The sequence below is a fragment of the Gaoshiqia hydrogeniformans genome, assembly GCF_049347105.1.
Lineage (GTDB): Bacteria > Bacteroidota > Bacteroidia > Bacteroidales > Prolixibacteraceae > Gaoshiqia > Gaoshiqia hydrogeniformans.
Genome location: NZ_CP186334.1, coordinates 4,157,030 through 4,182,837, shown reverse-complemented (window position 1 = coordinate 4,182,837; position 25,808 = coordinate 4,157,030). Strand labels below are relative to the sequence as shown.

14 protein-coding genes are annotated in these 25,808 nt (G+C 45.7%); 2 read left to right on the top strand and 12 right to left on the bottom strand.

Annotation, left to right across the window (positions count from 1 at the left end):
* Nucleotides 1-145 precede the first annotated feature (145 nt).
* Nucleotides 146-5,413 carry a PKD-like domain-containing protein gene (locus tag ACOIT5_RS16555; RefSeq protein WP_423127269.1) on the bottom strand — a complete coding sequence of 1,756 codons (5,268 nt, stop codon included), beginning with the start codon at nucleotides 5,411-5,413 and terminating at the stop codon, nucleotides 146-148.
* A gap of 1,605 nt (nucleotides 5,414-7,018) precedes the next feature.
* Between ACOIT5_RS16555 and ACOIT5_RS16550 the strand changes: the two genes are divergently transcribed.
* The gene (locus ACOIT5_RS16550; RefSeq protein WP_423127268.1) at nucleotides 7,019-11,161 is read left to right on the top strand and encodes a PAS domain-containing sensor histidine kinase; all 4,143 of its coding nucleotides are present in this window, start codon (nucleotides 7,019-7,021) and stop codon (nucleotides 11,159-11,161) included.
* Between the two features lie 10 nt (nucleotides 11,162-11,171).
* Here the strand turns inward: ACOIT5_RS16550 and ACOIT5_RS16545 are convergent, their stop codons facing one another.
* Entirely contained in the window at nucleotides 11,172-12,329 is a 1,158-nt protein-coding gene (locus ACOIT5_RS16545; protein ID WP_423127267.1) for a hybrid sensor histidine kinase/response regulator, read from the bottom strand.
* A 438-nt stretch (nucleotides 12,330-12,767) separates the two neighbouring features.
* Nucleotides 12,768-13,739 (bottom strand): response regulator, encoded by a 972-nt coding sequence (locus tag ACOIT5_RS16540; protein WP_423127266.1) that lies wholly within the window; start codon nucleotides 13,737-13,739, stop codon nucleotides 12,768-12,770.
* A 371-nt stretch (nucleotides 13,740-14,110) separates the two neighbouring features.
* Here ACOIT5_RS16540 and ACOIT5_RS16535 point away from each other — a divergent pair, with 371 nt between their 5' ends.
* Nucleotides 14,111-14,713, top strand: coding sequence for a hypothetical protein (locus ACOIT5_RS16535; protein ID WP_423127265.1), 603 nt, complete (start codon nucleotides 14,111-14,113; stop codon nucleotides 14,711-14,713).
* Nucleotides 14,714-14,775: 62 nt separating this feature from the next.
* Here the strand turns inward: ACOIT5_RS16535 and ACOIT5_RS16530 are convergent, their stop codons facing one another.
* The 9 genes from ACOIT5_RS16530 to ACOIT5_RS16490 all read right to left on the bottom strand — a co-directional run bounded on the left by ACOIT5_RS16530 (nucleotide 14,776) and on the right by ACOIT5_RS16490 (nucleotide 25,185).
* Nucleotides 14,776-17,340, bottom strand: coding sequence for a hypothetical protein (locus ACOIT5_RS16530; protein ID WP_423127264.1), 2,565 nt, complete (start codon nucleotides 17,338-17,340; stop codon nucleotides 14,776-14,778).
* A 48-nt stretch (nucleotides 17,341-17,388) separates the two neighbouring features.
* Nucleotides 17,389-17,916, bottom strand: coding sequence for a DUF4402 domain-containing protein (locus ACOIT5_RS16525; protein ID WP_423127263.1), 528 nt, complete (start codon nucleotides 17,914-17,916; stop codon nucleotides 17,389-17,391).
* A gap of 16 nt (nucleotides 17,917-17,932) precedes the next feature.
* Nucleotides 17,933-18,763, bottom strand: coding sequence for a fimbrial biogenesis chaperone (locus tag ACOIT5_RS16520; protein ID WP_423127262.1), 831 nt, complete (start codon nucleotides 18,761-18,763; stop codon nucleotides 17,933-17,935).
* Nucleotides 18,764-18,805: 42 nt separating this feature from the next.
* Nucleotides 18,806-19,336 carry a DUF4402 domain-containing protein gene (locus tag ACOIT5_RS16515; protein ID WP_423127261.1) on the bottom strand — a complete coding sequence of 177 codons (531 nt, stop codon included), beginning with the start codon at nucleotides 19,334-19,336 and terminating at the stop codon, nucleotides 18,806-18,808.
* Between the two features lie 63 nt (nucleotides 19,337-19,399).
* A complete protein-coding gene (locus ACOIT5_RS16510; RefSeq protein ID WP_423127260.1) occupies nucleotides 19,400-19,927 on the bottom strand; it encodes a DUF4402 domain-containing protein in 528 nt (175 codons plus the stop codon).
* 27 nt (nucleotides 19,928-19,954) lie between these two features.
* On the bottom strand, nucleotides 19,955-20,482 hold the full coding sequence (locus ACOIT5_RS16505; RefSeq protein WP_423127259.1) for a DUF4402 domain-containing protein: 528 nt from the start codon (nucleotides 20,480-20,482) through the stop codon (nucleotides 19,955-19,957).
* A 184-nt stretch (nucleotides 20,483-20,666) separates the two neighbouring features.
* A complete protein-coding gene (locus ACOIT5_RS16500) occupies nucleotides 20,667-24,029 on the bottom strand; it encodes an Ig-like domain-containing protein (RefSeq protein WP_423127258.1) in 3,363 nt (1,120 codons plus the stop codon).
* A 25-nt stretch (nucleotides 24,030-24,054) separates the two neighbouring features.
* On the bottom strand, nucleotides 24,055-24,714 hold the full coding sequence (locus ACOIT5_RS16495) for a Crp/Fnr family transcriptional regulator (RefSeq protein WP_423127257.1): 660 nt from the start codon (nucleotides 24,712-24,714) through the stop codon (nucleotides 24,055-24,057).
* Between the two features lie 144 nt (nucleotides 24,715-24,858).
* A complete protein-coding gene (locus tag ACOIT5_RS16490; RefSeq protein ID WP_423127256.1) occupies nucleotides 24,859-25,185 on the bottom strand; it encodes a hypothetical protein in 327 nt (108 codons plus the stop codon).
* Nucleotides 25,186-25,808: the final 623 nt, after the last annotated feature.

The window sequence follows — 25,808 nt, the reverse complement described above, 5'->3', positions numbered from 1 at the left end:
CATCGGGCAGTACACTGTTATTCAGACCAATAAATATATTAAGGCAGAAGTAAGAAATGCTTCTCTATGCAATACGTCTGTTTATTGTCGTTAAAAATAACTGCCTTTTTTAAGTTTTCCAAAGCAACTTCTTTCTTGTTTTTTATCAGAAATTCCGGACAATTTCCGGTCGGGGGTGAACGGTGACATTTGTAACCAGTTCTTCGCTTTGTTTGCCCGAGCAATCCGTGATACGGTAATAAATTTTGTGAACCAGGGGTTGGAAGCTGTCCCCATCGCCCGGGAAACGGAACCCGGGTGTATACATCGATGGTTGTCCGCTGATATAGCCGGACTCAGGGAGGGTGCTTCCGTCACTGAAAACTACCCGCCATTCGATTTGAGCGCCGCAAACCAATCCGCAGTTATCGGTAAAGCTCGCTGTATTTAAGTCCAGCATCTTGTTCCCCGGCTCAAAGGTGTAATAGTCGGGCACTGTTTGACTTGTATAGGTGAATTCCTTGATACGTTCAACACAGACCTCGATATCAAATGGCTCAATAAATTCAGGCGCTTCGGTGTCATTTACGGTAACCGTTTGCAAACAGCCGGCGGTTCCGGCGCTGTTGACGGCAACCCAGGCAATGGTTGTTACGCTTTTGTTGAAGGTGTAGGGGGAAGGTATGGGGCCCGTTCCGCTGCCGGTGTTTGCTCCGCTCATTGTCCAGGTCCAGCTGATTCCCTCTCCGTTATCAATTGCCGGAAGGCTGACTTCCACGGTGGCGGTGCAAACACCGGCATCAGTGCTTACAGAGATGGGGTCGGAACAGGTAATTTCGGGCGTTTCGGGTTTTACGGTAACGGTGAATGAACAGTGCAAATCTTCTCCTTTCAGGTTTACCGAGGTGTATTCGATTGTTGTTACGCCAAGGTTAAATGTCGAAGGCGACGGGACCAGCCCCTGGGCGCTTCCGGTCGTTGCGCCGGTCATAACATATTCGATACTTTCGCAAAAGTTATCGTAATCGGCAGCAGATACCGTAACGTTGCTCGCGTATGCTTTACCCGGGTCAACCATGACCGCGATATCATCCGGGCAACTCAAGTCCGGGGCTTCCGGTTCGGGAATGGTGACCGAAACGGCAGTGGCTGTACACGCGTGCGAGTCGGACAGTACGATAACGGAATAAGTTCCGGCAGAAAGACCGGTGGCCGTAGCAGAAGTCTGTGAACCGGCAGCCGTATCCCAAATGAATTCGTAAGGCGGGGTGCCACCGCTGGCCGTTATCGTAGCCGATCCGTTATCTTCTCCGTAACAAGTAGGTTCAACATAGCTGGGGGTTTTGACAGCAAACTGGCTAGGCTCCGGCAAAAAGACACTTTCGGTAACCGAACAACCCTGTTTATCGGTGACGGTAACCGAATAAGTACCTGTGGACAGGCCAACTGCGTTGGCTGTCTTTTGTCCGTCGCTCCACAGGTAAGTATAGGGGGCAAGCCCGTTGCCGGCGCTTACCGTGATTGACCCGTCGGTACCGCCGTGACAGATCGGTTGAACCGGGTTGAAATTGAGTTCGATTTCCGGATAAATGGTGATAGTTGTGCTGCTGCTTTGAGCAGGACATGGGCCGGCAGGGGTGTCGCTGGTCAGTGTTAGTTCGATGGTTCCTGCATTAATTTCAGCTTGTGTCGGGATATAAGTAGCATTCAAACTCCGGTTGTTCGGGTTAAAATTCCCTGCTCCGCCCGACCAGGTTCCTGTTGTTACCCCGCCCGAAATAGTCCCGGCGAGTGTCACCAACGGGTTTTCGAAACATACTTGCTGATCCGGGCCGGCGTTGACATTTGCCTTGGGATAAACGTTCACCGATACTGACTGAGATTGATTTTCGCAACCATATGTATCCCATACTTGCACGGTGTATGTCCCGGCAGCAGCAGTTGTTGCATTGTTAATGACCGGATTTTCAGTCGTAGAACTCCAGCCGTTGGGGCCTGTCCACAAAAAGGTAATTGGTTCGCGCCCATATTGCACATTTGCCTCAAGGTAAATGGACTCTCCTTCGCAAATGTATCCGTTTACATCAGGTGAAACTTCGGCCGAACGAGAAGCTAAAGTACCGAAGGAAATATCGTCCAGGCCGAAGTCGTTTCCACCCAAGGCTGTTTCAAGGTTAATAATCCGGACCGTGGCCGTAGTGGCCGTACCGGAATTCCAGTTTCCGTAAAAACGTTCTGTCCAGGGATTCGAATTATTGTTAATGCCTGCCGTCAGGTTAGCAGTGGTGCCGACCTGGGTGCTGTTAATTTCGAACCGAAGTTTGGCAAAAGGGCCGTAGTCGTTCATACTTTTGGCCCAGGCCGAGAAATAATAAAGGGTATTTGGTTGTATGGTGATAGTCTCTTCCCAGACTACCAGGCTGCTTCCCCATCCGTTGACGATCATGTAATTGCCGCTTCCGGTAGTGTGGTCGTATCCCCAAAAATTGGAATGAAAGTCATGGCCATTTGTTCCTACCGAATAGTAGCCTTCGGGATAAAGTTCACTGGTCGAAGCCGGGTTGTCGGCGACATAGTGGTAGCCGGTTGTGAACCCGGTATTTCCATCGTCAAAATTACCGTTGACAACCAACTCTGTTGAGGTGTTGAACGAGGCCGAACCGGTACAACCGTTTCCGTCGTCAACCGTGACAGTGTAAATAGCAGCCAGGTCGACCAAAATCGATTGGGTGGTTTCCCCGGTACTCCATAAATAGTTTGAATACCCCGGCGGCGCTGACAGCAAAATTTTTGGCACATAGGTACAATAGTCGGCAGTGATAATCGGCACCGGAGGTTCAAGTACAATGACCGTTACGGTATCGCTCCCCGAACAACCGGTATACGGATTGACATACCAGGCTATATAATCGGTGGTTTGACCCGGGGTAACATTGGTCGGATTCTGCTCAGTTGAACTAAAGCCTGCCGGGTTCGAAGTCCAATACATCTCAGCGGTGGTTCCGGCCCCGGTTACAGATACATTGTCGATGGCCCAGTAATAATCGTCTCTCGCTTCATAGGAGAAACGAATGTATAAGCTTGATTGCCCGACATATCCGTTTAATGAGGTCGAATAGTTTACAAAGCCGGTTCCGGTGCCTTTTGTGGAGGTCAGTTCATCAATGTCCATCCAGTTTGAGCCATTGGTTGAAACCTGAATTTTGGGATGATCAGAGCTGCCTCCTGATTCATAATAATACCAGAAATTTAATTCCAGCGAGGTGTACCCAAAGGTATTGATGGCTGGTGATGTCAGTATTGACGTGATGGAGGTGTTTCCGGCAGCATTGGAGTTTGCAAGAAAAAATTTACTGCGATCGTTTGAGCGGAAGATCACGCTGTTCCATCCGCTGCTGTAGGTATAATTATCATCTCTCAGCGTCCAGGCAGCGTTAGAATTGTTGTACCAGGTATCCCAACCGTTAAAACCGTTACGGTTGTTCGGACTTCCTGAATCGAAGTTTTCTGCGAACAGCGTTGCCGGGAGCGCTGAAGAAACATTTGAAGATGAATAAAGGTTGACGCTTTCGCCGGGACAAATTCCGGTTTTTGATGCCAAGGCAGATACCTGCGGCGAAGGAACGACCACGACATAAACCGGGTAAATAACCAGGCTTTCGCAGCCGTTTGCATTTAGTGCATACAAATAAGTTACACCAATGGGTTCCGAAGTGGTATTTACCAAAACTTCGTTTGGATTTCCCGTTCCGCCGGCAGCAGAATTGCTGATTCCCGTAACTGCGGCGCGTGTCCATGTAAATTCTGTTTCGGAAACATCGCTCCGGGGTTCGTAAGAGAAAAGAGTACCACTGCAAATAGCATCAGGTGTCAGCGGGCTGGTAAGACGAGGTACCTGAGTAACCATAACAACCACATCTTCATTATTGGTACAACCGGCCGGAGTAGTCATTGTAAAGGCATATGTTACGGCAATCGGGTCTTTTGTGGTGTTATTTATGTATTCATTAATTGGACTGGTTTCGGTTCTCTCCGGGTCACTGATGCCGGGAATGGCTTTTCGTGTCCAGGTATAAGCAGTTCCGGGGACAGAAAATGCAGGCGTGTAGCTAAACAAGTCGTTGCTGCAAATTCCCGAAGGGGTGAGGTCTGAAGTCAGCTCCGGTTTCGGATTGATGGTGACGGTCGTTGTTCCGTTTGCCGCATAGTTACACCCGGTTTGATCCTGAACCGCTGACAGTTCATAAGTGTATGTTCCGGGAGTTCCGCCGGCAAGGGTAATCTGGGCAGTTCCTGTCGGACTGGTGATGGTCTTCGTCGTGCCGCCATTAATATGGTAGCTGAAAGTGTACGGAGCAGTTCCGTTTGCGGCTGTAAACGTAATAACCGCGTCGGCATCACCCTGGCAAATCGTTGTCCCGCCTGAAATTTCCGCCTGAATTTCCGGCTCAACCTGAAACGTGACATCGAGCGTTGAACCCGCGCAGCCGCAGATTGCCGACGAAACCATGTAAATAACCGAAGCCTGGGCAGACGTGGTGTTGACCAGTGTTTGGGCCAAAACAGAACCGCTTCCGTCACTTGCCCCGCTGATACTTCCTGAAGGACTGATACTTTTTACCCCCCAGCTGAAGCCGGCATCGGCGGAACTGCTGCTTAAACCAATCGCACCGGTTGAGCCGGAACAAATCGTTTGCAATACCCGCGAAACCGAAATATCGGCTTTGGGATGAACGGTAACCGGTACGCTGATCGGATCTCCGGAACAACCATTTGCACACGGTGTAATGGTTAGGTTAACTGAGCCTGCCAGAGCTTTAAACGGCAGGATTGCGGTTACGCCGCTGCGGTTGTTTAACCCGATCGATACTCCGCCCGAAATATCAAAAACAACGTTCGAAGGAGACCCGGTCAATGGAATCGGATTAGTCAGTTCTCCCTGACAAAAAGATAAATCTCCCGGATGATCAACGGTTGCCTGCGTGATAACCTGGATGGAACCCGAGCCAGATACCGGGGGGACACAATTGTTGCCATCAACGATTTCAATAAGTTCATAGACAAGATTTCCTTTACTTGAAGAAGGTTTAGTCCCGGTATCATCAGTAATTCCGACCTGGTAGGTGCCGGCGGTTACCCCACACAGGTCTTCCGTCGTTTCCCCTTTACTCCAGGTAATACTTTGCAGGTTCGTAGCATTGGAAATGCGAAGATCGATACTGCCATCGCCGGCACCGGGACGCCTTTCGGCTGTAACGGTATAACCAACAGCCATCGTTCCGGCTTGGTGTGGGTAAAGCAAAGGTCTGTTCCGTTTCGCTGCCTCGACTTTACTTGCTTCTAATCCGAAATGGAAAGCGTGCAAGGGGTTTATTGACGACAAAAGAAGGAGCAGTAAAAAGCTGGTGCCGGCGAACTGACTTGTCCGTGTCATGTTTGTAACTGCTGTCAATTATGATTTTGTTAACATTCCTTACCGGACAGCTTTCGGGAGGGAAACCAGGCACGTCCGAATATCTCATATGAGAATTCAGCTCCGCCATGTGCCATATCCGGCACGGTGAAGTGCAATATATTCCAATACAGAAACAGCTTATTCAGCTTGAATAAGTCCGAACAACTGTTCTGTTAAACATCAGATTGAAAACGTGGATACGCAATTTCAACTCCGTTTTCAATTTCCGCTCTCTATTACTGTCCAATTTATTAATCTCCAAAACAGCTCAAAGGTTACCTTCAATTTTTCAAAAAAATATTTTGTTTGGTAAAAAATGAAAAATAAGATGAACGATTGAAGTGTTTTCGACGCAGCAATTTTGGCTAAAGTGTTGAAAGCTGTCCGCTCTTATTATCCTGAGTCTGGCAATACGAACCGCGCCTTTATTTACCGTCTTTACGACGATAACATACGCAGGGACCGGGTTTCCGTTGATTCTTATTTGAAAGAAATACCTGAATGCAGTTCCGCTCAACCAAATTAAATTATCACTACTGAACAAGTAAAAGGTTACTCTCCTCAGGTTTTGCCCCATGTTGTAAGTTGGGCTTGCTAAGAAACTACAAGATGAATAAAAATACAGAAATAAAATTTGTCGGACAGCCGGACCTTTAGGCTTACGCTCAAAGAGATTTTACTGATAAATTCGACAAGGATTGCTCAATATTCCAGGCGAATGATGATCAAGGGCCAATGAATCAAAAAATCAGAATCAGAATCGATCATGTCCATGATTTGTACACGCGGTTAATGACTAAATTATGGCCGAATGCAATTACCTTTGACTAAGCGATGTCTGCTAAAACAGGACTTTGCTTTTGAAATTTGCAATTCATATGCTATATATGCGCTTATAACCTAACCTGATTTTCTTTTGGACAATAAGAAGTATCAGCGTTAGGTTTTTTTTTGAACGCGGATTAACCCTTAAAGGGAGTTTGGTGTTGCCCGATTTTACGGCATTCCCTTTTGCATGGAGCTGTATAATTTACGATCAATTTAATATGGTAACCGAAATCATCCCTTATTTATATTTAAAATTGGAAAAATAAAAATAATGTGTATTTTAGTGCACATCTTTTATGTTTATTGAAATTGCGATCGATAATAATAACAGGAGTTAGAATTTTAAAATTTGTAATTGTAAAAAGTTAACAGTTTGAAGTCATAAAAAGAATGGTTTATCACTGAGGTCATTGGGATAAATCCGATATCCGGCTTATTTAAAGCGGGTTACTGTTGTTTTGTGGTAATCGGCGACAGTATATTCAAAAAAAATCTGTCAATAAAGCGGGGGGATCTTATACGAAATGCGCTCTGTCGGTAAATTTTGAATTGTTCATTGCAGTTATAAAGAACACTTGCGGGGGACTTATGGTGATGCGTTTGCCCTATCTGCTCAGCATAACCATAACAAGTATTATTCTTACTCTTTTCAAATATTGATGCTTTATTAAAAATTCATCGATCGGGTGAGTTTTATACAGGTAAGAGGATGAATCTCTTACGCAGTTGATTTAATTCGAAGCTAATGCCACAGGTATGGACAGGTTAGTGAATGACAATAATGCATTGAGAACCGGAAAAAGTGAATTTAGGTACATCCCGGGCCAACCGGAGATTTTCCATTTATTTGAAGAATTAAATGTTGGGATACTGTACGCAACCAACAAGCTAAATATCAAACAGTTTAACCGGAAAGCGGCAGAAATTCTAAACCTGGATTACAACAGGTACGGTTTGAATTATGAATACGATTTGGCTGAAGATCAGTGGCATTTCCTGGATGATGATTTTGAGGAAATCGATAAAGCCGGGTTCCCGGAATGCCTGATATCCCGGGATAAAAATGAAACTTCACGCATCATTTTAGTAAAAAACACCAACAGAAATGTAAACCGCTGGCTCAGAATTAAAGCGAGAAAGATTCCGGGATTAGGCAAGAAAGAAAACTTCCTTTTGATTTTGGAGGATGCCGGTGAACCGCAGAAATGGGATCAGCACCTCAACGAACTTTATCAGATTGAACAAACCATATTGGATCAGAATGATGGAGATGACAATCTTTTAAAAGGCATATTAACGCAATTAAATGAATTATTTCACGGTCTGACTATAATTTATGTTAGCCTGGATGATTCATTGATTCCGGGCAAAGTCATCACCGGAATTGGGAACGGGAAGATTCCGGCTGAAGATTATCCGCCGGGAGCATACGAAAATACCAACTTTAATCAATTACTGCACGAACGCGTAATCATCGAAAAGTTATCCATCGGGCGTTTGGCCGGTTCGTATCAGGAAGCCTTGTACGAGAAAGGGGTCAGAAGTACCATGACCATTCCGGTTATCCTGAGCAATAAACTCCGGGGGGCGGTTTTGTTGCATGCCGGTCAGAAAGAATACTTTCCTTCTATGCCGGTTAATCTGGTTTGGAACATCGCCGGATTATTCCGGAAAGCATTAAACCAAATTTATCTTTGGAAACAGATTGAGCGGAAAAATAAACAATTAAAGCAGGTAAATGAGAAAAGAATCCACGAAATCACCAAACTATCCGGCCTCAACAATGCCATTATAAAGAATACACAGGCAGCCATTTTAATCATCAACGCCAATGGCCTGATCGAAGGATTAAATCCGTCGGCCCGGAAACTTTTTGATTTAAAATCGGGGGACACGGCCAATCGCATGTCTTGTGCCGACTTTTTCCCCGGCGAAGAAATTCAACGAATGAGAGAGCATCTCTGTGCAGAGCAGGGAAAAAAGGTTGAAAACAACTGCGAGGTCTTAATCCGGTTTTCGGCGAACAAGTCTCCAAACCCGGTTGAATCGAAAATGATTACGCGATCGGGGAAAATAATCCCGGTTTTACTGACCATCAGCGCGTTGCCAAACGGAGGAACACAAGCCAGGGAATATGTTGTTCTTGCGGTGGACATGACCCAGGTAAAGTTAGCCGAACAGTCGAAACTGGAAAGTGAACGGATTAAACAGATTTTGTTGGAAAACGTTCCCGATCACATTTTCCGAATTTCGCGGGATGGTACCTTCCTCGATGTTTTCACGTCAGATGAATCATCCTTGTTTGTTCCCAAAGCCGACTTTCTGGGAAAAAAGATTGCGAAAGTATTTCCTCGTGAACTGGCAAACAGAAACATGCAGGCGCTCGAACAGGCCTTTCAATGTAAAGACGTCGTCAGGTTCGAGTACCAACTGCCGGTAAAACAAAAGGAAAAGTACTTTGAAAATCGCCTGGTGGCCCTGTCCGATCGGGATGCGCTCGCTATCATCCGCGATATTACCGATATGAAGCTCACGGAGAACCGGTTGCGGACCACCATGACACAGCTGAATTCACTGATCCTCAACTTAAACATGGGGATACTGTTCGAAGACAGTTCGAGGCGGGTCGTCCTAACCAATCCATATTACTGTAAACTCTTTGGACTTTCTTTTTCTCCGGATGAATTATTGGGAATGGACCGATGGGAGCTGGCCCGCTTGTCCGGGAAGATTATCGTTTCGTCTGATACCTTTTTGTCGCGGATTAACGAAATTTCGTCGAAAGGAGAATGTATCTTGAATGAAGAATATGAACTGACGGACGGACGGGTGTTTGAACGCGACTATATCCCGATCCGGCTGAATGAAACGCTGATTGGGCACCTGTGGCAATACAGGGATATCACTCAGCAGAAACTAAATGAGAAATACGGTTACATCCAGCGCGATCTGCGGATTAACCTGGCCGAAATCACGAATAAGTTTGATGCTTTTAACCTGGTGATCGACTATGTAAGAAAGATTGAACAAGTGTATTGTACCTCGATTCATCTGATGAATAAAGAAACCGGAAAGTTCGAGCAGGTTGCCAGTACCTGTAAAACCAATTGTTTTACCGAAAAAAGCCTTCTTTCCCAACAAAATGCCTATCTGTCTGAATTGATTCAGCGTGAAAATGTCACCGATATCCGGGCCGGGGATTTTGACCCGAAATCAACCTTTTACAAAAATTATCCGGAAGGGGTCATCAAGTTTATCCCGATCAGACAAAATCAGGCGGTTATCGGCGCGATGATCATCGAGACAAAATCGCTGAAAGACCTGAACCCTGCGGCAAATAAGGCGATTGAAGTGATCTCGGGCTATATCGGGGATGCGCTTCTGAAAATTGAGATGCAAAATAACCTGGAGCTGAGCCGGAATAATTTCCAGGTATTATTCGAAACAATCGACGACTTTATCATCGTCCTGAACGGAGACGGAATTATCATACAAACGAATCCCGCTGTCAGCAATCAACTTGGATATATCCGGGCTGAACTGGAAGGAAAGAACATCATGAATGTTTGCGCTGATAAACCAAAAACAACGATCAATGACTTGATTACTCATTATAATACCCGAAAAATGGAATTATCTCAATTTTCTCTGTTAGCAAAAACCGGAAAATCAATTCCGGTTGAAACAAAAGTATTGAAAGGTACCTGGGATGGAAATGACGTATTTTACATGATGTCCAGAGATATATCCGGGCGGCTGAAAGCAGAACAAGAGCTGAAGGAAAGTGAGGATCGCTGGCATTTTGCCCTGGAAAGTTCCGGCGACGGTATCTGGGACTGGAATATTATAACCAATGAAGTGTTCTTTTCTCACCAGTGGAAAAAAATGTTAGGGTATGATGATGAGGAGATAAACGGCACCTTAAATGAATGGGAAAGCCGCATTCATCCAGAAGATATTGAACATGTGTATACCGACCTGGAAGCCCATTTTAACGGTAAAACATCGCTTTACCAAAGCGAATACCGGATGAAATGCAAGGATGGAACCTTTAAATGGATTCTTGACCGGGGCAAAGTGATTAGCTGGTTAGCGCCGGGGAAGCCGGAACGGATTGTCGGCACGCATGAGGATATATCGGCGCGGAAAGCAGTGGAACATTCCTTATCTGAAGCCCTTAAAAAAGAAAAGGAACTGAATGAATTAAAATCGCGTTTCGTGTCGATGACCTCTCACGAGTTTCGGACTCCGCTGGCCACCATCCTGATGTCAGCCGATTTGCTGGGCGCCTATTTCGACCGGATGTCAAGTAAGGAGATTTCCCAAAAAATAGACCGGATAAAAAACAACGTTACCTTCCTAAAAAACATTATCGAGAAGGTGATGGATCTGTCGCACCTGGAAACCGGGAAGATGAAATTTTCACCAACTGTTCTTGAAATAAATGGTTTTCTTTTAGAGATCATAAATGAACAGGTGGAAAACCAGGAAAGCAGTCATCAAATCGTATTGGAACAACTGGATCAGGCTGTAAACGTGAAAGTTGACAAACAAATGATCAAACAGGTACTCAGCAACATGCTGGCCAATAGTGTAAAATATTCACCTGAGGAATCAGTCATTAAGGTGAGCTTATCTTCAGAACCAGACGACATTTGCATTAAAATTACCGATCAGGGGATTGGCATACCGGCAGATGATGAAGAGAAGATATTTGAACCGTTCAAACGGGGATCAAATGTGGAGAATATCCCCGGTTCGGGTCTTGGTTTGGCCTTGTCGCGGCAATTTGTACGGAGGCATGGCGGCGATATCATCCTGGATCCTTCCGTGAAACCGGGCTCTTCTTTTTCCGTCATTTTACCCAAATGGGTCAGGTTAGATCACAAAAAGAAGTAACAAACAAGGCTTATTTTTTGATATTCCTGCGGTTCGACCGCATCATTTTGATGGTGCCAGTCCTGTTCGTCACGCCAGGCAGCAAAAAGCAGATAGTTGTTCCGGTGTTTGGAGCACTTTTTATCGAAAAACTGCCACCATATTGTTCAATGATACGCTTCGACAAGTACAGACCAAGTCCAATACCCTGCTGTTCAAATATTTTCCGATCGAACTGCATGAACGCGCTAATGCTATTTATCTGATCTTCAGAAATACCTCTGCCATGATCCTGAATGATAAATTCAACCTGGTTTTTATAATTAATGGTGTCGATGTTCACGTCTGTCCCTGCCGAAGAAAATTTAAACGCATTGTCAATCAGCTCATCCAATACAAACTGAAACAACTCGGGATTGATCTGAAGTTTGCAAACCGTCGGGTTAAGAACCAAATCATGCTGCCGGCTGTAAGCGGCAGAAATTCTGTTAGCGGTTTTTTCTGTTAACTCCCCAATATTGTCAACAACTTTGGTTGATCGTTTGGTGTCGGATAATTCCAATTCGACAAAAATGAGGTACTTTGTTACAATCGACGACAAATTTTGACAGCTTTCATAAATGGAATCGCCGAGTTCAGCAATTTCATCGGTTGTCAAACTGTCGGCATTGCTTCTGATCATACCGCTCATCCCCAGAATGATATTCAGGGATGTTCTGAATTCGTGCGGAATTGACTTGATGATATTGGCTTTAACCTGGTTGAGCAGTTCGGTTGAGATCATTTCAAATTTATTAAACTTTGCAATTTGGGTGAATATCGAGTTCAGCAGTTCTTCGCGCGAAAAGGGCTTGATCAGGTAGTCGTCAGCGCCCAGTTCCATCCCCTTGCGGATATCTGCCCGGTCGGACAAGGCCGTGATGTAAATAAACGGGATCATGGCGGTTTTCAGGTTTTCTTTTAGCTGCGAAAGAACAACAAAGCCATCCGGCTCGGGCATCATAATGTCACATAAAATCACATCAGGAAGTAGTTGAGCAGCCAGACGAATTCCTTCAGCACCGGATGAGGTCTCCATCACCTGGTATCCTTCAAATTTTAAAGTTTCTGAAATTTCCTCTCTGAGTTCCTGTTTGTCTTCTATGATTAAAATCGTTTTTTTTCGGTTACTTCTCTGTGGCCACACCATAATAATTAAAACATTTAATTGTTTTCATGGAAATAGCAAACAATATAATTATTCGAATCGCAGCATAAAGGTAATGGTAGTTTTCATACCTGGTGTTTTTTCATGTGTACAAGATGTAGACATTTAACGAAAACGGGAAACAATAAAAACCCCGGAGGGGCAATTCCGGGGTTATAAAATGCACGGCGTGCATCTGGAGTTTTTGTTTATTGGTAAGGAAGATATGAGGCATCACTTCGCCTTACCTCAGTATGACAAGAAAAATCAGGACTTGAGATTTTTCTTTATGACTATACAAATGAACGAAATTTCCGGCCTGCAGGCTATTTTTAGCCGTGTACATATCATGGACACAATTATTTTTTTGATAGCAACCGGGATTTCGATATACCGGCTGTTCATTGCCTTCGGTCGGGTGAAGCTGATCTCCTGCTGCGTTTAATTATTAAACGAGTGAATATTAAACGATTGCATAAACATCAGCAAATCGTCTTTTTTGCCCAGTCCGAGTTTCTTTTTCAACCGATACCGGCTTTTTCGTACACTTTCGGGCGATATATTCAGCATTTCTGCAATTTGGTTGGTATTTAACCCGGTAATCATCGCGGCAGTCATCACCAGTTCGTACTGCGTCAGGTGAGAAAAATGCTGTGAAAAATTAGACAAAAAATGCGGATATACCTGGTTGAATTTCAGTTGAAAAACGGTCAGGTTGTCCGACAACATGGTCTTCCGGCTGATCTTGGTTTGCAATTCCCCCAGCAGGATCTTCTGAGAAGAATCCAGGTTATTTTTTTGCAGCTCATGCTGAATCAGATCTTTGAGGTTTTTAATGATGTTGTTGGTTTCAATCACATTCATCGCCTCACTCATCATCGTCATCTCCTTGTCGTGCAGTTGTTTTTTCAACGATTCGTTGTCTGTAGATATTTCTTCGATAATCGAGTTTTGTTCCTCCGTCACTTCTTTCAACCGGGTAATCTCGAAACTCAGTTTGGATTCAATTTCCCCGATAATCTGCCGTATTTTATGTTCCAGCCCCGAAAATTTCGCCAGCCGGGTATTGATCGCCAGGATCAGTTCTTCGCGCGTAAATGGTTTGGTCAGATAATCATCGGCTCCCAACGACATCCCTTTCCGGATATCTTTCCGGGCATCAAGCGCAGAAACAAAAATAAAAGGAGTCAATATAAATGCTGCATCCTGTCGCAGACGATGTAAAAAATCGAAACCATTCATGTCAGGCATCATGACATCACACAGGATCAGATCGGGCAGATGGATCAGGGCCAGATCGAGTCCTTCTACGCCATTCCGGGCCATAACAACACTAAAACCCTCGAACTTGAGAATATCGGCAATGCCCATCCTCAAATCTTCTTCGTCTTCAACAAGCAATATTTTGGGCATAGAGAAAGTTATTTTTACATATTATTTCTTGCAAAATACAAAATCTTAACCTGTTTTCAAATGCTGTTTCTGAAATAACCGGAAAGCAAACAAATGTTTATTCCTCAAGTTCAGGGATATTCAAATTCCATTCATCAAAAATAGTTTGGTCTGTCCACGATATGTCCAGACCTGATATTTGGTTTAATAGGTAGTATTTATGTTACTTTGTATAACAACATCAGGATCATACTACACTCTATTATGATCTTTATAAAACCAGATTTGCTTTTTCAAAATCCCAAAAGTCGAGCAATTTCATACTTTTGGGATTTTTTGGTCTTTATCAGGTTCAAAACGCCCGACGATTATTATAAACGAAAATATCCGACATGATTTTACTGGAAAAAATACACGAACAAAGCGAAAGGTTAATCGCTGAATTAAAATGGGATAATGAGCAGCTTGTTCATTTTATCGACCAGGCAAATCAAGTGATCGCTAAAAATTCAGATCCGGGACAACGTCTTTCCGTAAACAGTGAAACGGATCATTCACTGGTAACTCACCCGGCAAGTTATTCGGGCGGCTTCATTTTATTTGGAGGCTGGACCCGGATTTACGACCTGCTTGTGCCTCCAGGTACAAGGGGGCACGAGCTTTATCTGGCATTTGGAGGATTGGGTGCCGGAGGATGGAGCGGAGACTGCGATATCGAACTTGTGATGAAAGAGGGAACATTTGGGTACAACGGAAAATCTTATTTAATGCCGCAAAATCACTACGGGAGTGATAATTGGGATGGATATCGTACCGGATTTCAATGGTTTTACGACCACGTCAAATCCTTTATGTTTATGTACATGCCGCAATTTATGCAACCCGTTCCCATATTTGTTTATTTCGACAGCAGCAGTCACCGAATTGGAATATCAGTCCCGAATGCCAGTGTTTCGGTCGGGATCGGGGGCGGCACCGTTACCGTAAAGCCCTAATCCTCTTCATGTTGCAGTCTGCAAAATGAAACGTTTTGAAAAAGTTCCAGCAACATCATCTGTTAATTTTCCTTTTCACGATGTAGGACGACATTCCCTACATCTACCAAATCGCCCAACTCGTCCGGCCGGATGGTGAAGGGAATTTCCGGTGCTTTTTTTCTCAGAATCTGAAGCTGTTGCGGATCGATGCTTAATACATATTTTCCCGGACGCAGACCAAAATAGGTGAAATAACCATCCGGTTCAGATTGAATACTGGCAACCAGCTTGCCCGATTCGTCGTTTACACAAACCAGCACGCGGCCCAGTCCGCACTGACGGTCGTCAAGCACCATTCCCGATACTTCACCCATTGGCAGCACCGGGAGGCTGATCTTCTTAAACTGGTTCGGGTCAAGGCAAACCCGGATACTTTTTTTACTGAGCCGCCAGGCAATATTTTGAAATTCAGATTCATCCAGAACCAGCGTGTAATCAACAAATGGTTCCATGCCGGCGATGAAAAGAACCGGATCTTTTTCGTGCCGGACAACCTGCCCACCGCTGCACCTTACTTTTAACTGGTCAGTCAGCGGCTCACCCGCATCGCGCTTCCCGTTAAAATTGATATCAATAAAAGCTTCTATTAAAATTCCACTTCGCCCCACTGACGAACGTTTGTCTGCATGGACATTCTTCCCGCCAAAAGCAAAACTTCCGCTGCCACCCAGCGAACTTTGTACCTGCCTGTTGCTGAAATAGGAAGACATATAAGCCGACACGAAGCTGAGATCGTACCGGAACGACAGATTAAAACTCCGGTAATTGCTCAGCACATTGTTCTCGAAACCCAGCGACAGGTAACCTTGTTGGGAGAAACGTTTTTCCAGATCGGTTTTGAAAGAAATCAGCCGGTTGGTTGAATAGTTGTATTGTAGAGAGGGGCGAAACGTAAAATTCTGTTTCATTTTGGTGCTCAGCGACAGGTTCGTGTAAACCGTCAGCGATCCCATACTGGTCCAGTTCAGGTAATTGCCGGCGTTGGCGCTGTAGTTTCGGTAATAGCACGAAAGCAGCAACTCGCCGTTGTTGTATGTAAAGTTAGGATACACATACTGGCGAAGCGTTCCCCGGGCGTATCCGCCAAGCGCGCCGAAACGAACGGGGACCGATAAATTGGCAAGCCTTTCCTCCAGGTAATTATAAATAACCGCCTTTTGTCCTTGCTTGTACCGCGAATACTCAAGCGCCAGCATGATATTGCCGGGCAGGTTATAGTTCAAGGTGAATTTCCCCCTCACGAGGTGCGCATAGTCGCCCGTGACGATCAATTTCGGCACCGGCTGAAACGTGAAGCCAACAAAAGGAATTTCCGGATGACTGATGGAAGAGAGGTATTCGATGCCCGCGCCGGCAGTCAGCCAACGGGTAAAGCCGTAATGGGTTTCGACCCTTGCCAAACGCGAGTTCAGCGTATCAAGCACCATTCCTCCTCCGGCGGTATATTCAAATTCTCCCGGCGGAAGCATATTGTAGGGCATGTTGAAGGTTTTTTCTTCGGAACGTTCTTCGCCGTTCGGCCCGTAGAAACGCAGTGTTACCTGGCTGGCGCCGTAAACCATGGGGACTCTGAAAGTATAAAAACCAGACGCATCGGCATTGGTGAAATCAACCAGCACGTTGTTGATATATAACTCCACGGTCCAATCCGGCTCCGTATATTGAGCGATCAGGTAATCGCCTACGGCTCTGCGGACGGTGGTGGGCGTATTGGTCACCATAAAACCGTCAACAGGAGAAAGCACCGACGCGATGCTCTTGTTGCTGATCCGGCCCAACTGTACCTGGCGGGCCAATTTCGCTTCATTGTTTACATATCGCCAGGTATAACGCTGCCGGTATTTGTCAAATCCGTAACGGTCGGAATAATTTAGCCAGATATTGGTTTCGCCGCCCAGCGTTTCGGCGCCGAGGCCCAAGCCTGCCCTTGTTTCGCCGGTATAACTTTTCGACTGGTTGGTCGAGAACGACCAATCGGCCGTGCCCAGCCTGAACAAATGATACTCGCGGGGAATGAGCGTGTCATATACGGCCTCATTTTTGATCTTTCTCAGGTTCTCGCGGGCTTTTTCCAGTTTCATGATCCTGACAAGCGGCAGCTCAAATGGCGCGCCGAATTTAGCTGAGAGACTCCGAAAACTGAAACTGATCGTAAAGCCAAACACCCGTTCCAACACCTCTTTCCGCAGAAAAAGCACGCCCATGTCCATCACCGCCTCCCCCTGGGCAAAGTTGCTCTTTTGGCCCTGCCAGACAATATATTGGTTGGGATAGTCAATCTCAAAAACCTGCTCGTCCGAACTGATATAACCTTGCAGCACTTGCCCGTCAGCAGATGTTTTCCGATAGATCTTCAGAAAATCGAACAACTCATCGACCGGAAGGTAAAAGCCGGACGGTTCTTCATAAAGCGCCTGGAAATTCCGGTAACCGATCTGTTCGAAAAAGATGGTGACATTAAAATTATCATACTCCGGCTCTTCTGCTACGTGTCCCCGGACCGGCAACCATCCCAAAAAAAGAACTAACAGGGGATAATGGGTAAGGATTTTCGCACGGGTCCGTAAGGTTGAAAAGTTATTCATCAGGTGACACGGTTGGGTAATTGATTGGTAGCCGGAATATCCTCCCTGTTATTGTTGGTGAAATGTGATCTGAAAACTTCCGGAATAGGAACCGGGCGGGTTGGTCGCTACGGACCCGACCTCGATGGCGCCCCCTGCATAGATCAGGTGGATATCGTCGCAGCCTTTGTTGGATGTAAATAAGCCGCTTCCTCCGTCAATGACGACTGTCCCGATGCGGATAGGCCCGATATGCAGTTGTAAAGTACCACCCGACACCCCGGTCATTGTTACTTCCGTGGGATAAGTAAGGATAACGGTACGTCCCGGGCAAAGTTTAAATTCGAATATCGCCTGTTGGGCTGTGGTTCCCATGTTCAGCAACACCACATCGCCGGTAGCCGTGCGGGTACCATCGTAATCCACAGTTACCGTTCCTCCCGATGAACCGCGGACAACCGTCAGGTCGCCGAGATTCAGTTCCTGCACTGCCCTGACGGTGGCCGTGCGCTGAGGTAAGCCCGGGGCGGTATTTTGCCCGGCCAACCTGATGCTTATACAGCAGAAACAGGCCAGCAAACAATATATAAATCTCATCTTCCTCACTTTCTGATTACTCTTCCGGCAACAGGTATTCTGCGCGGGCAAACTCTTTACTGCCATCTTCCTTTGGCCCCAGGTAACGGACCAGCAGCTTTCCGTTGATGAGCCTGATCCCTTTTTGGGGGCGGATGGCCATCGAAAAAATCCGCTTCTCCAGTTCCGTGTAAACGCCTACGCCGTTGGCAATACCTATTTCTTCGGTTTTTCCGTTCTCCGGCACATAGTCGACTTTAATGGTACCATAGGAAGACATCTCGCCCGAACGGTTGATCGCGACAGTCAGCCGGCAGGTGGAATCATTTAAGGTTTCCAGCGCCAGGTCTGAAAGGCTAAGTTGCAGGGCGGGGTTACCGGTGCGGATGATCACAGGAATGCTGATTCCGAAGATGGGGGTTAGCCGGACTTCCAGCCGGGTCGAATCCCGGTCGCTGTCTTCCATGCCCAAAGGGGCTGTATGTTTATCGGCCCTGAAATACAGGTGCGAACGGTATTCACCGTCTTTCATCCCCGAAGGTTTTCGGAACTGGAGCATCACAACCTGCGACTCGCCCGGGGGCAGAACTACCCGCCGCGGGAAAATCCGCAGGTAGGGATCGGCCCGGTTGGTCAGTGTATCGGCATTCCCAACTTGTTTAAAACTGCCGTCGGGCTGCATCCGGTAATTCAGAAAAGAAACCAGGTAAACGGCCGTGTCTTTACCAATGTTATTGATGTTCATGTTCTCCCGTTGCTTTCGTCCTTCAAAAACTACGCGGGTAGGTGTAATCAGCAGATCGCCCTGGGCAAAAACACCCGAAAAAAAAGCCAGGAACAGCAGCGTCAGATTGGTCTTTTTTGTCATGACAAATAGATTTACGGATTTATAATTGGAAGTATGATGTATTTAATTATATACAAAAATCAGTTCGTAAATCACGGTCGTGATACCGGAAGGCATTCCTGTCCGTTTCCTGATATGCAAGCTGGCCCCGATGTTCACGTCCATGGTCCCGTCGGGATCTACCGGTTGTCCGCCCGGCGGGATGCTTGATGAGAAGCGGATATTCCCGGCTTCCCGGCTGGTTCCCTGTATGATCATTTTGATTGCCTCAGGGGGCAGTAAAATGGAAACCAGGCTGTTCGGCGCACCGGAGAGAACAAATTTTCCTGCATGAAACTGGTTATCTACTAAAACGATGCTCCCCATGATGATCCGTTCATTCAGCGGAGAAACTTCGACAATCCCGTTTCCAAAACGGGTGGCAATCTTACCGATTCTCAAAGGTTCCTTTTCCACTGCCGTCACAGGGACCACAAACCTGGCGCCGATGCCGGCTGAAATACTGGTTTGCCCGTTGGCAGAAACGGCTATGACGGCAAACGCCATCATAGCCATCAGGGTAACCACTTGTATGGTACCATCTTTTATTATCATTCGTTACCATCAGAATTAATGGAAAAATCGTTGCCGGTTTTTCATTCAAAATCTCAAGGAAATTTATTCATAGGCAACCGTCACATTGAAACTTCCCTGGTAAAGCCCCGGCGGTTGATTTGCCGATACAGACAAGCTTGCACCTACATAAAAATCAGCAGCGCCGCTTGCATCCAGGGCCGGACTAACTCCGGCTGAATGGCTGAAACCATTAACATCCATCGAATGTGTGGTAGCGCCGTCATGATAGCTTATGGTAACCGTTTCGTCTTCAGGCAGCGCAATGGAATAAGTTGCCGAAATATCTCCCGATACCGTAAAATAGGCCCGGGTATAAGCCGGCGTCTGATCCAAAAGCGTTACTCCCCCGGTAGCGCTCCGGTCTTCTCCGGTAGCAGGGACCATACAAGCACCTGGTGAATTGGTCGAAACCATCGTTCCGAAATGCAGATCGGTAACTTTTGTCAGTTCAATGGCTGTCAAAATTCTGGCGCTGGCTGTCACTTCTTCGGTTGAGGTATTTTGTCCCCAAAGATGCGCAGGCAACAGAGCACTCACGGCAATGGAGAGCAACAGAAAGAACTTTCTCATAACTATATCAGCACTCCCAAAACAGTTTTAGTTGTAGGCTACGGTTACATCAAAACTTCCTGTATACGAACCTGATGGCTGGCTTTCTCCAATATTCAAGATAGCTCCAACATAGAAACCTCCGTCTCCGCTACCATCCAGTGTTGGAGTACCGACTATGGAATGAGTAAAACCGGTTATATCCATTTTATTCTCATTTTCATTTTCTATTTCCACAGCCGCAGAAGGCAAAGTAATGGTATAAGTAGCATTCGGCTCGGCATCTTCAATTTTGAAATGAGCGGCAGCATGAGGAGTGCCTTGTGTTAATAAAACAACAGTCCCGCTAGCGACGCTTCTCACCGCAGTCTCTGCTGCCGTAACTTGAACCGTTGCTGCAGTTGTTGATACGGTCATGCTACCAAAGTGTAAATTTGCATCACTCGTTAGATTGATAGCCGTTAAGATATCTGCCCCGGCATCTGCTTGAGCTACGGCAGAATTTTGTCCCAACACTTTTCCCGGCAATACAGCTACCGCTGCGATTGCCACAACTAAAATAAATTTTCTCATCATAATCGCAATTTTTCAGAAATTAATTGATTTATAATTTTTTAGATTCGCAAAACGTCCCTTTTTCACGAATTTCATGAGGACAAAGTAAATGAAGTCTATTTAGAGGAGAACTTGACAAAAGTCAAGAAATCACAAATTGTTGCTATTTCTTAATAAAAAGGGGGTTACTTTCGGAAAAGGGGAGTTAAAAAACTATTTTGTAACTTAATTTTAATCCGGAAGAACGAATTGTAACCACGAATACGCCCCTTGTATTCATCGGCCATCTGACCAATTGCCCTCCGGGCAATGTCTGCCTGCGGACAATCCTTCCGCTGATATCTGTCAATTGTATTTCAATCATACCTTCCAATTTACCAAGGTCAATAAACAGTTCGCTACCTGAAATATAAACTTTTGCTTCAACAGAAGCTTTTGCCGGGACCGTACGGAACCGGATCACGAAGCGCCCGGGGGAGTCTGTTTTCGCGGCGGTGAAAGAATAGTTATCTGAGATAGCAAAATTATGCGTTGAGCCGGTCAACTGGTCTACCAGAAAAACAGGGCCAAACGTAAGTTCATCATAAGAGCATTGCAGGTTGTAGTTTCCGGTTACCCCTGCTTTAAATGCAAGCTGCACCGAACTGTTTTCAATGGTGTCAGTCAGGTAACGAATCGTGTAATTTTCATCATCAGAAGGCAGGTAAAGCCCCGGGGCCGTTTCAACAGGACTAAAAAGTTTTATGGCCCCGTTTTCGTTCGCCGCATGTCCAAATTCAAATTTCACTTCATCGCTCCCTGCTCCCGCGAGAGATTGCACCGTCAGGCGGATTGTATTTGCGGAACGATTTATCCCGGCGCTTTTCAGCCATTTCCCGGCCTCGTTATGTACCCGTGCGTTGTTGTTAAATCCAAACGTACCCGACGAAACGGCCCGAACAAAAAATCCCTGCATGGGAGCTATGTAACGCGAAACATGGTTTGTCCCGGTATCGCCGGTGTCAGCCGAATTAAAGACACCGTAATTGTTGGCCGTAGAGCTCCACACCCAGATATCATAACCCCCTCCGTTATTATAAAGCATGTTACGAACAAAGCCGTTTTCGTCTTTCCAGTCGATACTGGAGGGATAAGGATTACCCAACAGGTTAAACCCTTTATAATTCCCGGTCGCACTTGCCGTTACCGGACGGGGAACTGTCCCATTGCCAAGAAATCCGGTAAACTCTTTTGTTACCGCCAGTTCCTGCACGGCATAAAGATAGCCCCGGCCCGGCACAAAATAGGTCTGCCCGTGTACGCCCGGCCAGGTAGGGCTTACGGTGGTATTGAGGTGATAAACCCAGCAAGAGGCCGGTTCGTTCCAAATATAAAGATCATAACCGGTACCATCGCCATAAGTGCCTGAAGGAGTCCAACTGCCCAGGATCGACTGGGCTGTGACCGGAGCAGAAAGAAAGTGCCAGTCTTCGGCATCACCGCTAATATAACGTTTAACAGTTCCCAAAACCTGATCTGTCTGATGGACCAGCGATCCGGTTCCTTCGGCGGTGGACTCAATCCTCAATCCCGGATTTCCTTCGAAATTCTCTAAATTGTAATCCACACTTAAGCTACCGGCGGCGCCAATGGTTAATGAAGCTCCTTGCCTGATCTCAAGTTCAGCTACCTGGTTCGCAGAAGAAGATATCAACGGGTTATTTGGAGTTACAGGAATGACAACCTGCGCATCAACCGGAGGTAAGCTGTTTTTTGACCAGTTGCCAGGCTTATCCCAGTCCGAATCGATCGTTCCGGCCCATTGCCAAAGTGTCTCGGGCGTTGTTGCAGCAAAGCGCTTTTTATGATTGGCACTGACTGAATAACCATCCAGATCTTTTACATTGTTTACAATCAGGTAGTAATTAACATCTTCCACCATATTAAAACCCAGCGTGAGGGTGATCTCACGATTGCCTGCGCCTCCACGGATCGGATTCGAAGGATAATCCACGGTCGCTCCGGATTCATTTTCAACGCGATAATTGGATGCTGTTTGCGATGAACCCGGATCGAGCGTTTCGTCAAAAACAGCCGTAATGGAATTGGGGGCATTGATGTTGATGGCTATAATATAAGGACGGTTGGTATCCACATACGGGTCGCCGGTAACATCGCCTACCACGTTGAGGGTGAGTCCCGGATCAACTTCAAATTCACCGTCATCGTCCACTGCCATATCATTCAATACCAACACATTTTGAATGGATTGAACAGTTGAACTGTCTTCGATGATCAGGTTATAAAACGTGATCAGCGCATTTGTCCCTGTGATAAGCTGGTTCCCGTCGCCCTCAAAAATAAAGGTACTGGTCCCCGGGTTAAATGTCCCGCTGTTATTAAATATATCGCCGCTGAAATAAATGGTACTGCTCCCGGCATTAATAATACCCCCGGTGTTGGCAATGGTCACATTGCCTTCAAAAACGATGTTTCCTTCATCGGCATCTAATCTCCCACTGTTCTGAAAAACGGCATCACCGCTCACCGTAAAGTTCCCGTCGCCGACATCCATGTTGCCGTTTTGCTGAAAAATACTATTACCTTCCACCCTGATTGTTCCTTTGCAGGCAATTTTCAACCAGGCCGTATTGCTGATGGTGACGTTATCCTTAAAAACCATGAGGCCATTGTGAATATCAGTTATCGCATCCCCTTGCGAATTGGTCGGTTTATAAAATGTAATGACAGCATCGCCGCCATACAAACGGCCATTGTTTTCAACATAGGAGGGAGAATAAAAATCGATGGTCCCGCCCGATAAAACCGGGGGGACAGGCGTATCAGGCGGGCAATCCGGCGGGTAGTTTTCGGGAGAAGAAGGCGCCATATAAAAACGCCCCCCGCTACGGATGGTCACCTGATGCTGGTTGTTTGACGGATCGCCGTCAAAAACAAAATTACCCCTTCCCCCATCAACGGAGCCGTAAATATCTGTTTGTCCGAAAACAGTGATCTCTCCTTCAGTTACCTTGAAAAGTTTTCCGGTTGAAAGCTGCAACCCGTTTCCAAGGTTCACATTACCGCCATCCACCCAAAGCTCTCCGTTTAGCTGAAGCCTGTCATAAGCCACACTTAACGCGCCGCCGTTCATGATTTGTATCAGCACATTGGTATATCCTGTATTGATCCTGCGCTGTCCTCCGCCGTTCCCGTCGAACTGAAGGAAACCATTATCCAGAAAGAGTTGCCCGTTATTATTGATATCAAACCGTTCGGTAACCGTGAGCATAGCCCCGTTGGTAATGGTCAGCTCACCACCGGAGGACCATTCGCTCAAATTGATCCGGTACACGGTTACATTTTGGGTGATAAGCGGATAAGGATGTGATGAAACAGGACGGATATTCGCCGTAGAACCGGAACCGGGAACGGTCTGAGGGTCCCAGTTTCCGGCTACATGCCAACTGTTACTGACATTCCCTGTCCAAGTTTGCCCGCTTAGGTCCATAACCGGCGAAAAACAAAAAACAACAGACAGAACCAGCGAATTAACCGGCAAGCCAAATCTGTTTAAGACCCCCCACATATATACTATTTTCAGTATGAAAAATTCACTTAAACTCTTTTAAATCCAGTCCCGTTTTAAATGCTTTTTTTTCGAACAGATACCAAAAAGGCGCCTGGTCGGAAACGCCGCAACCATCCCGTACTTTGGCCCTTACCCGGGAGATTGTTTCAGGCGAGGTACCCAGGTAATCCGCAAGAAATACAGAGGGAATATGCTTGATCAGCCGTGGATGTCTTTTATGCAAAAAGAGATATTGCTCGGTCACCGTAAAAAAACGCATGATGGACCTCTCTTCCATCATCCGGAACCACCGGGAAACAATAACCCGTTCGATTTCGTGAACCACACTGTTTTTCTCCTTCCGGATATCCCATCCAACCAGGTTGACCATCAATACCTTTGCATCAGTTAATAACTGGACTGATACCGAAGAGGGTTCATTCATAAAAAGGCCGGGATAAACGCAAAACAGATCATCGGCAAAAATGAAATCCTGTGTGATCTTTATTTCCCCTTTTTGAAAAAAAACATGGGCAATACCCGACTTAAAATACCAGACCGCCGAAGAAACTTCACCTGCATGAACCAGGTAAGTTCCTTTTAGCAGCCTTCGTTTTTTGATCTTTCGACGAATCCCGGGAGGAAGTTTCATCCTGAGCTCTGACATAAATTCCCGGAAATTCAGGTTCGTGTTTTTCAACATACTGTCAGAAAAGAAATTTTATTGCTAAAAGTAAATTTGATCATATCAGGGGGGTCCGGTCCGGGTAATCATTTGAAAAACAACCGGAACAAAGGATCGGATGGGCAAAATGTTTAATTAAGGCCCGGCAGAAAGACAGCCAAATCACTGATTGTCAATTTGATTTCTCCTTTCCAGATCTTCAATCTTTTTCTTTAATAAAGCATTCTCTCCGGCAAGGTCCTTGATCATTTCAAGCATATGGATGTATGACCGGAACGAGTTTTCGTTATTTTTCTCATAACTGCAATCATCTTTCATTTTTCCCTGTCCAATAACGAGCCACATAATCGATACTTCCGGGTAAGCGGCGATAAATTTCGCCAAAATATCTTCCGTAATTCCGGTCCTGTTCTCAAGGGTTCCTCTTGATATGCCGGTTTTTGCATAAAAATCTCTCTTACTGATGTCAAGAGTTTCAACGAATTGCAAAATTCTTTGTTTTATGGGTGATATTTTCCGTTCTTTCCCTTGCATCTGGCGAAATCTTTTGTATCTTCGTAAGTGTAATAAAAAAGAAAAGGCCAAATTTTTATATTATCATTTGATCTTGTTTAAATTACGGCAAAAATACTGTAAATATTGACACACAAAAATACAAGTTTATTGACCTGATGTCGCTTTAGGGATGAAACGGGTATATCGGGGAGGTGGTATTCATGCTTCACCAGAGGTAGGTATTATGATTTTTTTCATGAGAGTTCCAATGAAAAGATCATAAAATTTAATGCAAAGCAAATCTAAAGCTACGCCAGGTAACCAAAGAGATCTGATTTGCGGCCCGAAAAAAACTAAAAGCCGGAAGCATTCGCAGAAATGCCGGGCAATGATTACCGGTAATTTATTTGACAGAGGAAAGGCTTTCGTCTGTCGGATATAGATAGAACAAACGGAACTTCCCAACCATTCCACGATGATGGATTAATCCCATGAATATTCCTTAACCTCAATGTCCGGAACAGGCATACGATGGTCTTTACATCATTGGTTCATGATGTCTTAACCTCTGATTTACAGTCGATATATGCAACTTTGCTATATGTATGGTTAAAAAC

Coding starts and splice junctions, on each gene's coding strand:
- ACOIT5_RS16520 (WP_423127262.1), bottom strand. CDS start 18,763: ATGACAAAAAAGACCAATCTGACGCTGCTGTTCCTGGCTTTTTTTTCG.
- ACOIT5_RS16555 (WP_423127269.1), bottom strand. CDS start 5,413: ATGACACGGACAAGTCAGTTCGCCGGCACCAGCTTTTTACTGCTCCTT.
- ACOIT5_RS16515 (WP_423127261.1), bottom strand. CDS start 19,336: ATGATAATAAAAGATGGTACCATACAAGTGGTTACCCTGATGGCTATG.
- ACOIT5_RS16550 (WP_423127268.1), top strand. CDS start 7,019: ATGGACAGGTTAGTGAATGACAATAATGCATTGAGAACCGGAAAAAGT.
- ACOIT5_RS16540 (WP_423127266.1), bottom strand. CDS start 13,739: ATGCCCAAAATATTGCTTGTTGAAGACGAAGAAGATTTGAGGATGGGC.
- ACOIT5_RS16495 (WP_423127257.1), bottom strand. CDS start 24,714: ATGTTGAAAAACACGAACCTGAATTTCCGGGAATTTATGTCAGAGCTC.
- ACOIT5_RS16535 (WP_423127265.1), top strand. CDS start 14,111: ATGATTTTACTGGAAAAAATACACGAACAAAGCGAAAGGTTAATCGCT.
- ACOIT5_RS16500 (WP_423127258.1), bottom strand. CDS start 24,029: ATGTGGGGGGTCTTAAACAGATTTGGCTTGCCGGTTAATTCGCTGGTT.
- ACOIT5_RS16530 (WP_423127264.1), bottom strand. CDS start 17,340: ATGAATAACTTTTCAACCTTACGGACCCGTGCGAAAATCCTTACCCAT.
- ACOIT5_RS16545 (WP_423127267.1), bottom strand. CDS start 12,329: ATGGTGTGGCCACAGAGAAGTAACCGAAAAAAAACGATTTTAATCATA.
- ACOIT5_RS16510 (WP_423127260.1), bottom strand. CDS start 19,927: ATGAGAAAGTTCTTTCTGTTGCTCTCCATTGCCGTGAGTGCTCTGTTG.
- ACOIT5_RS16525 (WP_423127263.1), bottom strand. CDS start 17,916: ATGAGATTTATATATTGTTTGCTGGCCTGTTTCTGCTGTATAAGCATC.
- ACOIT5_RS16505 (WP_423127259.1), bottom strand. CDS start 20,482: ATGATGAGAAAATTTATTTTAGTTGTGGCAATCGCAGCGGTAGCTGTA.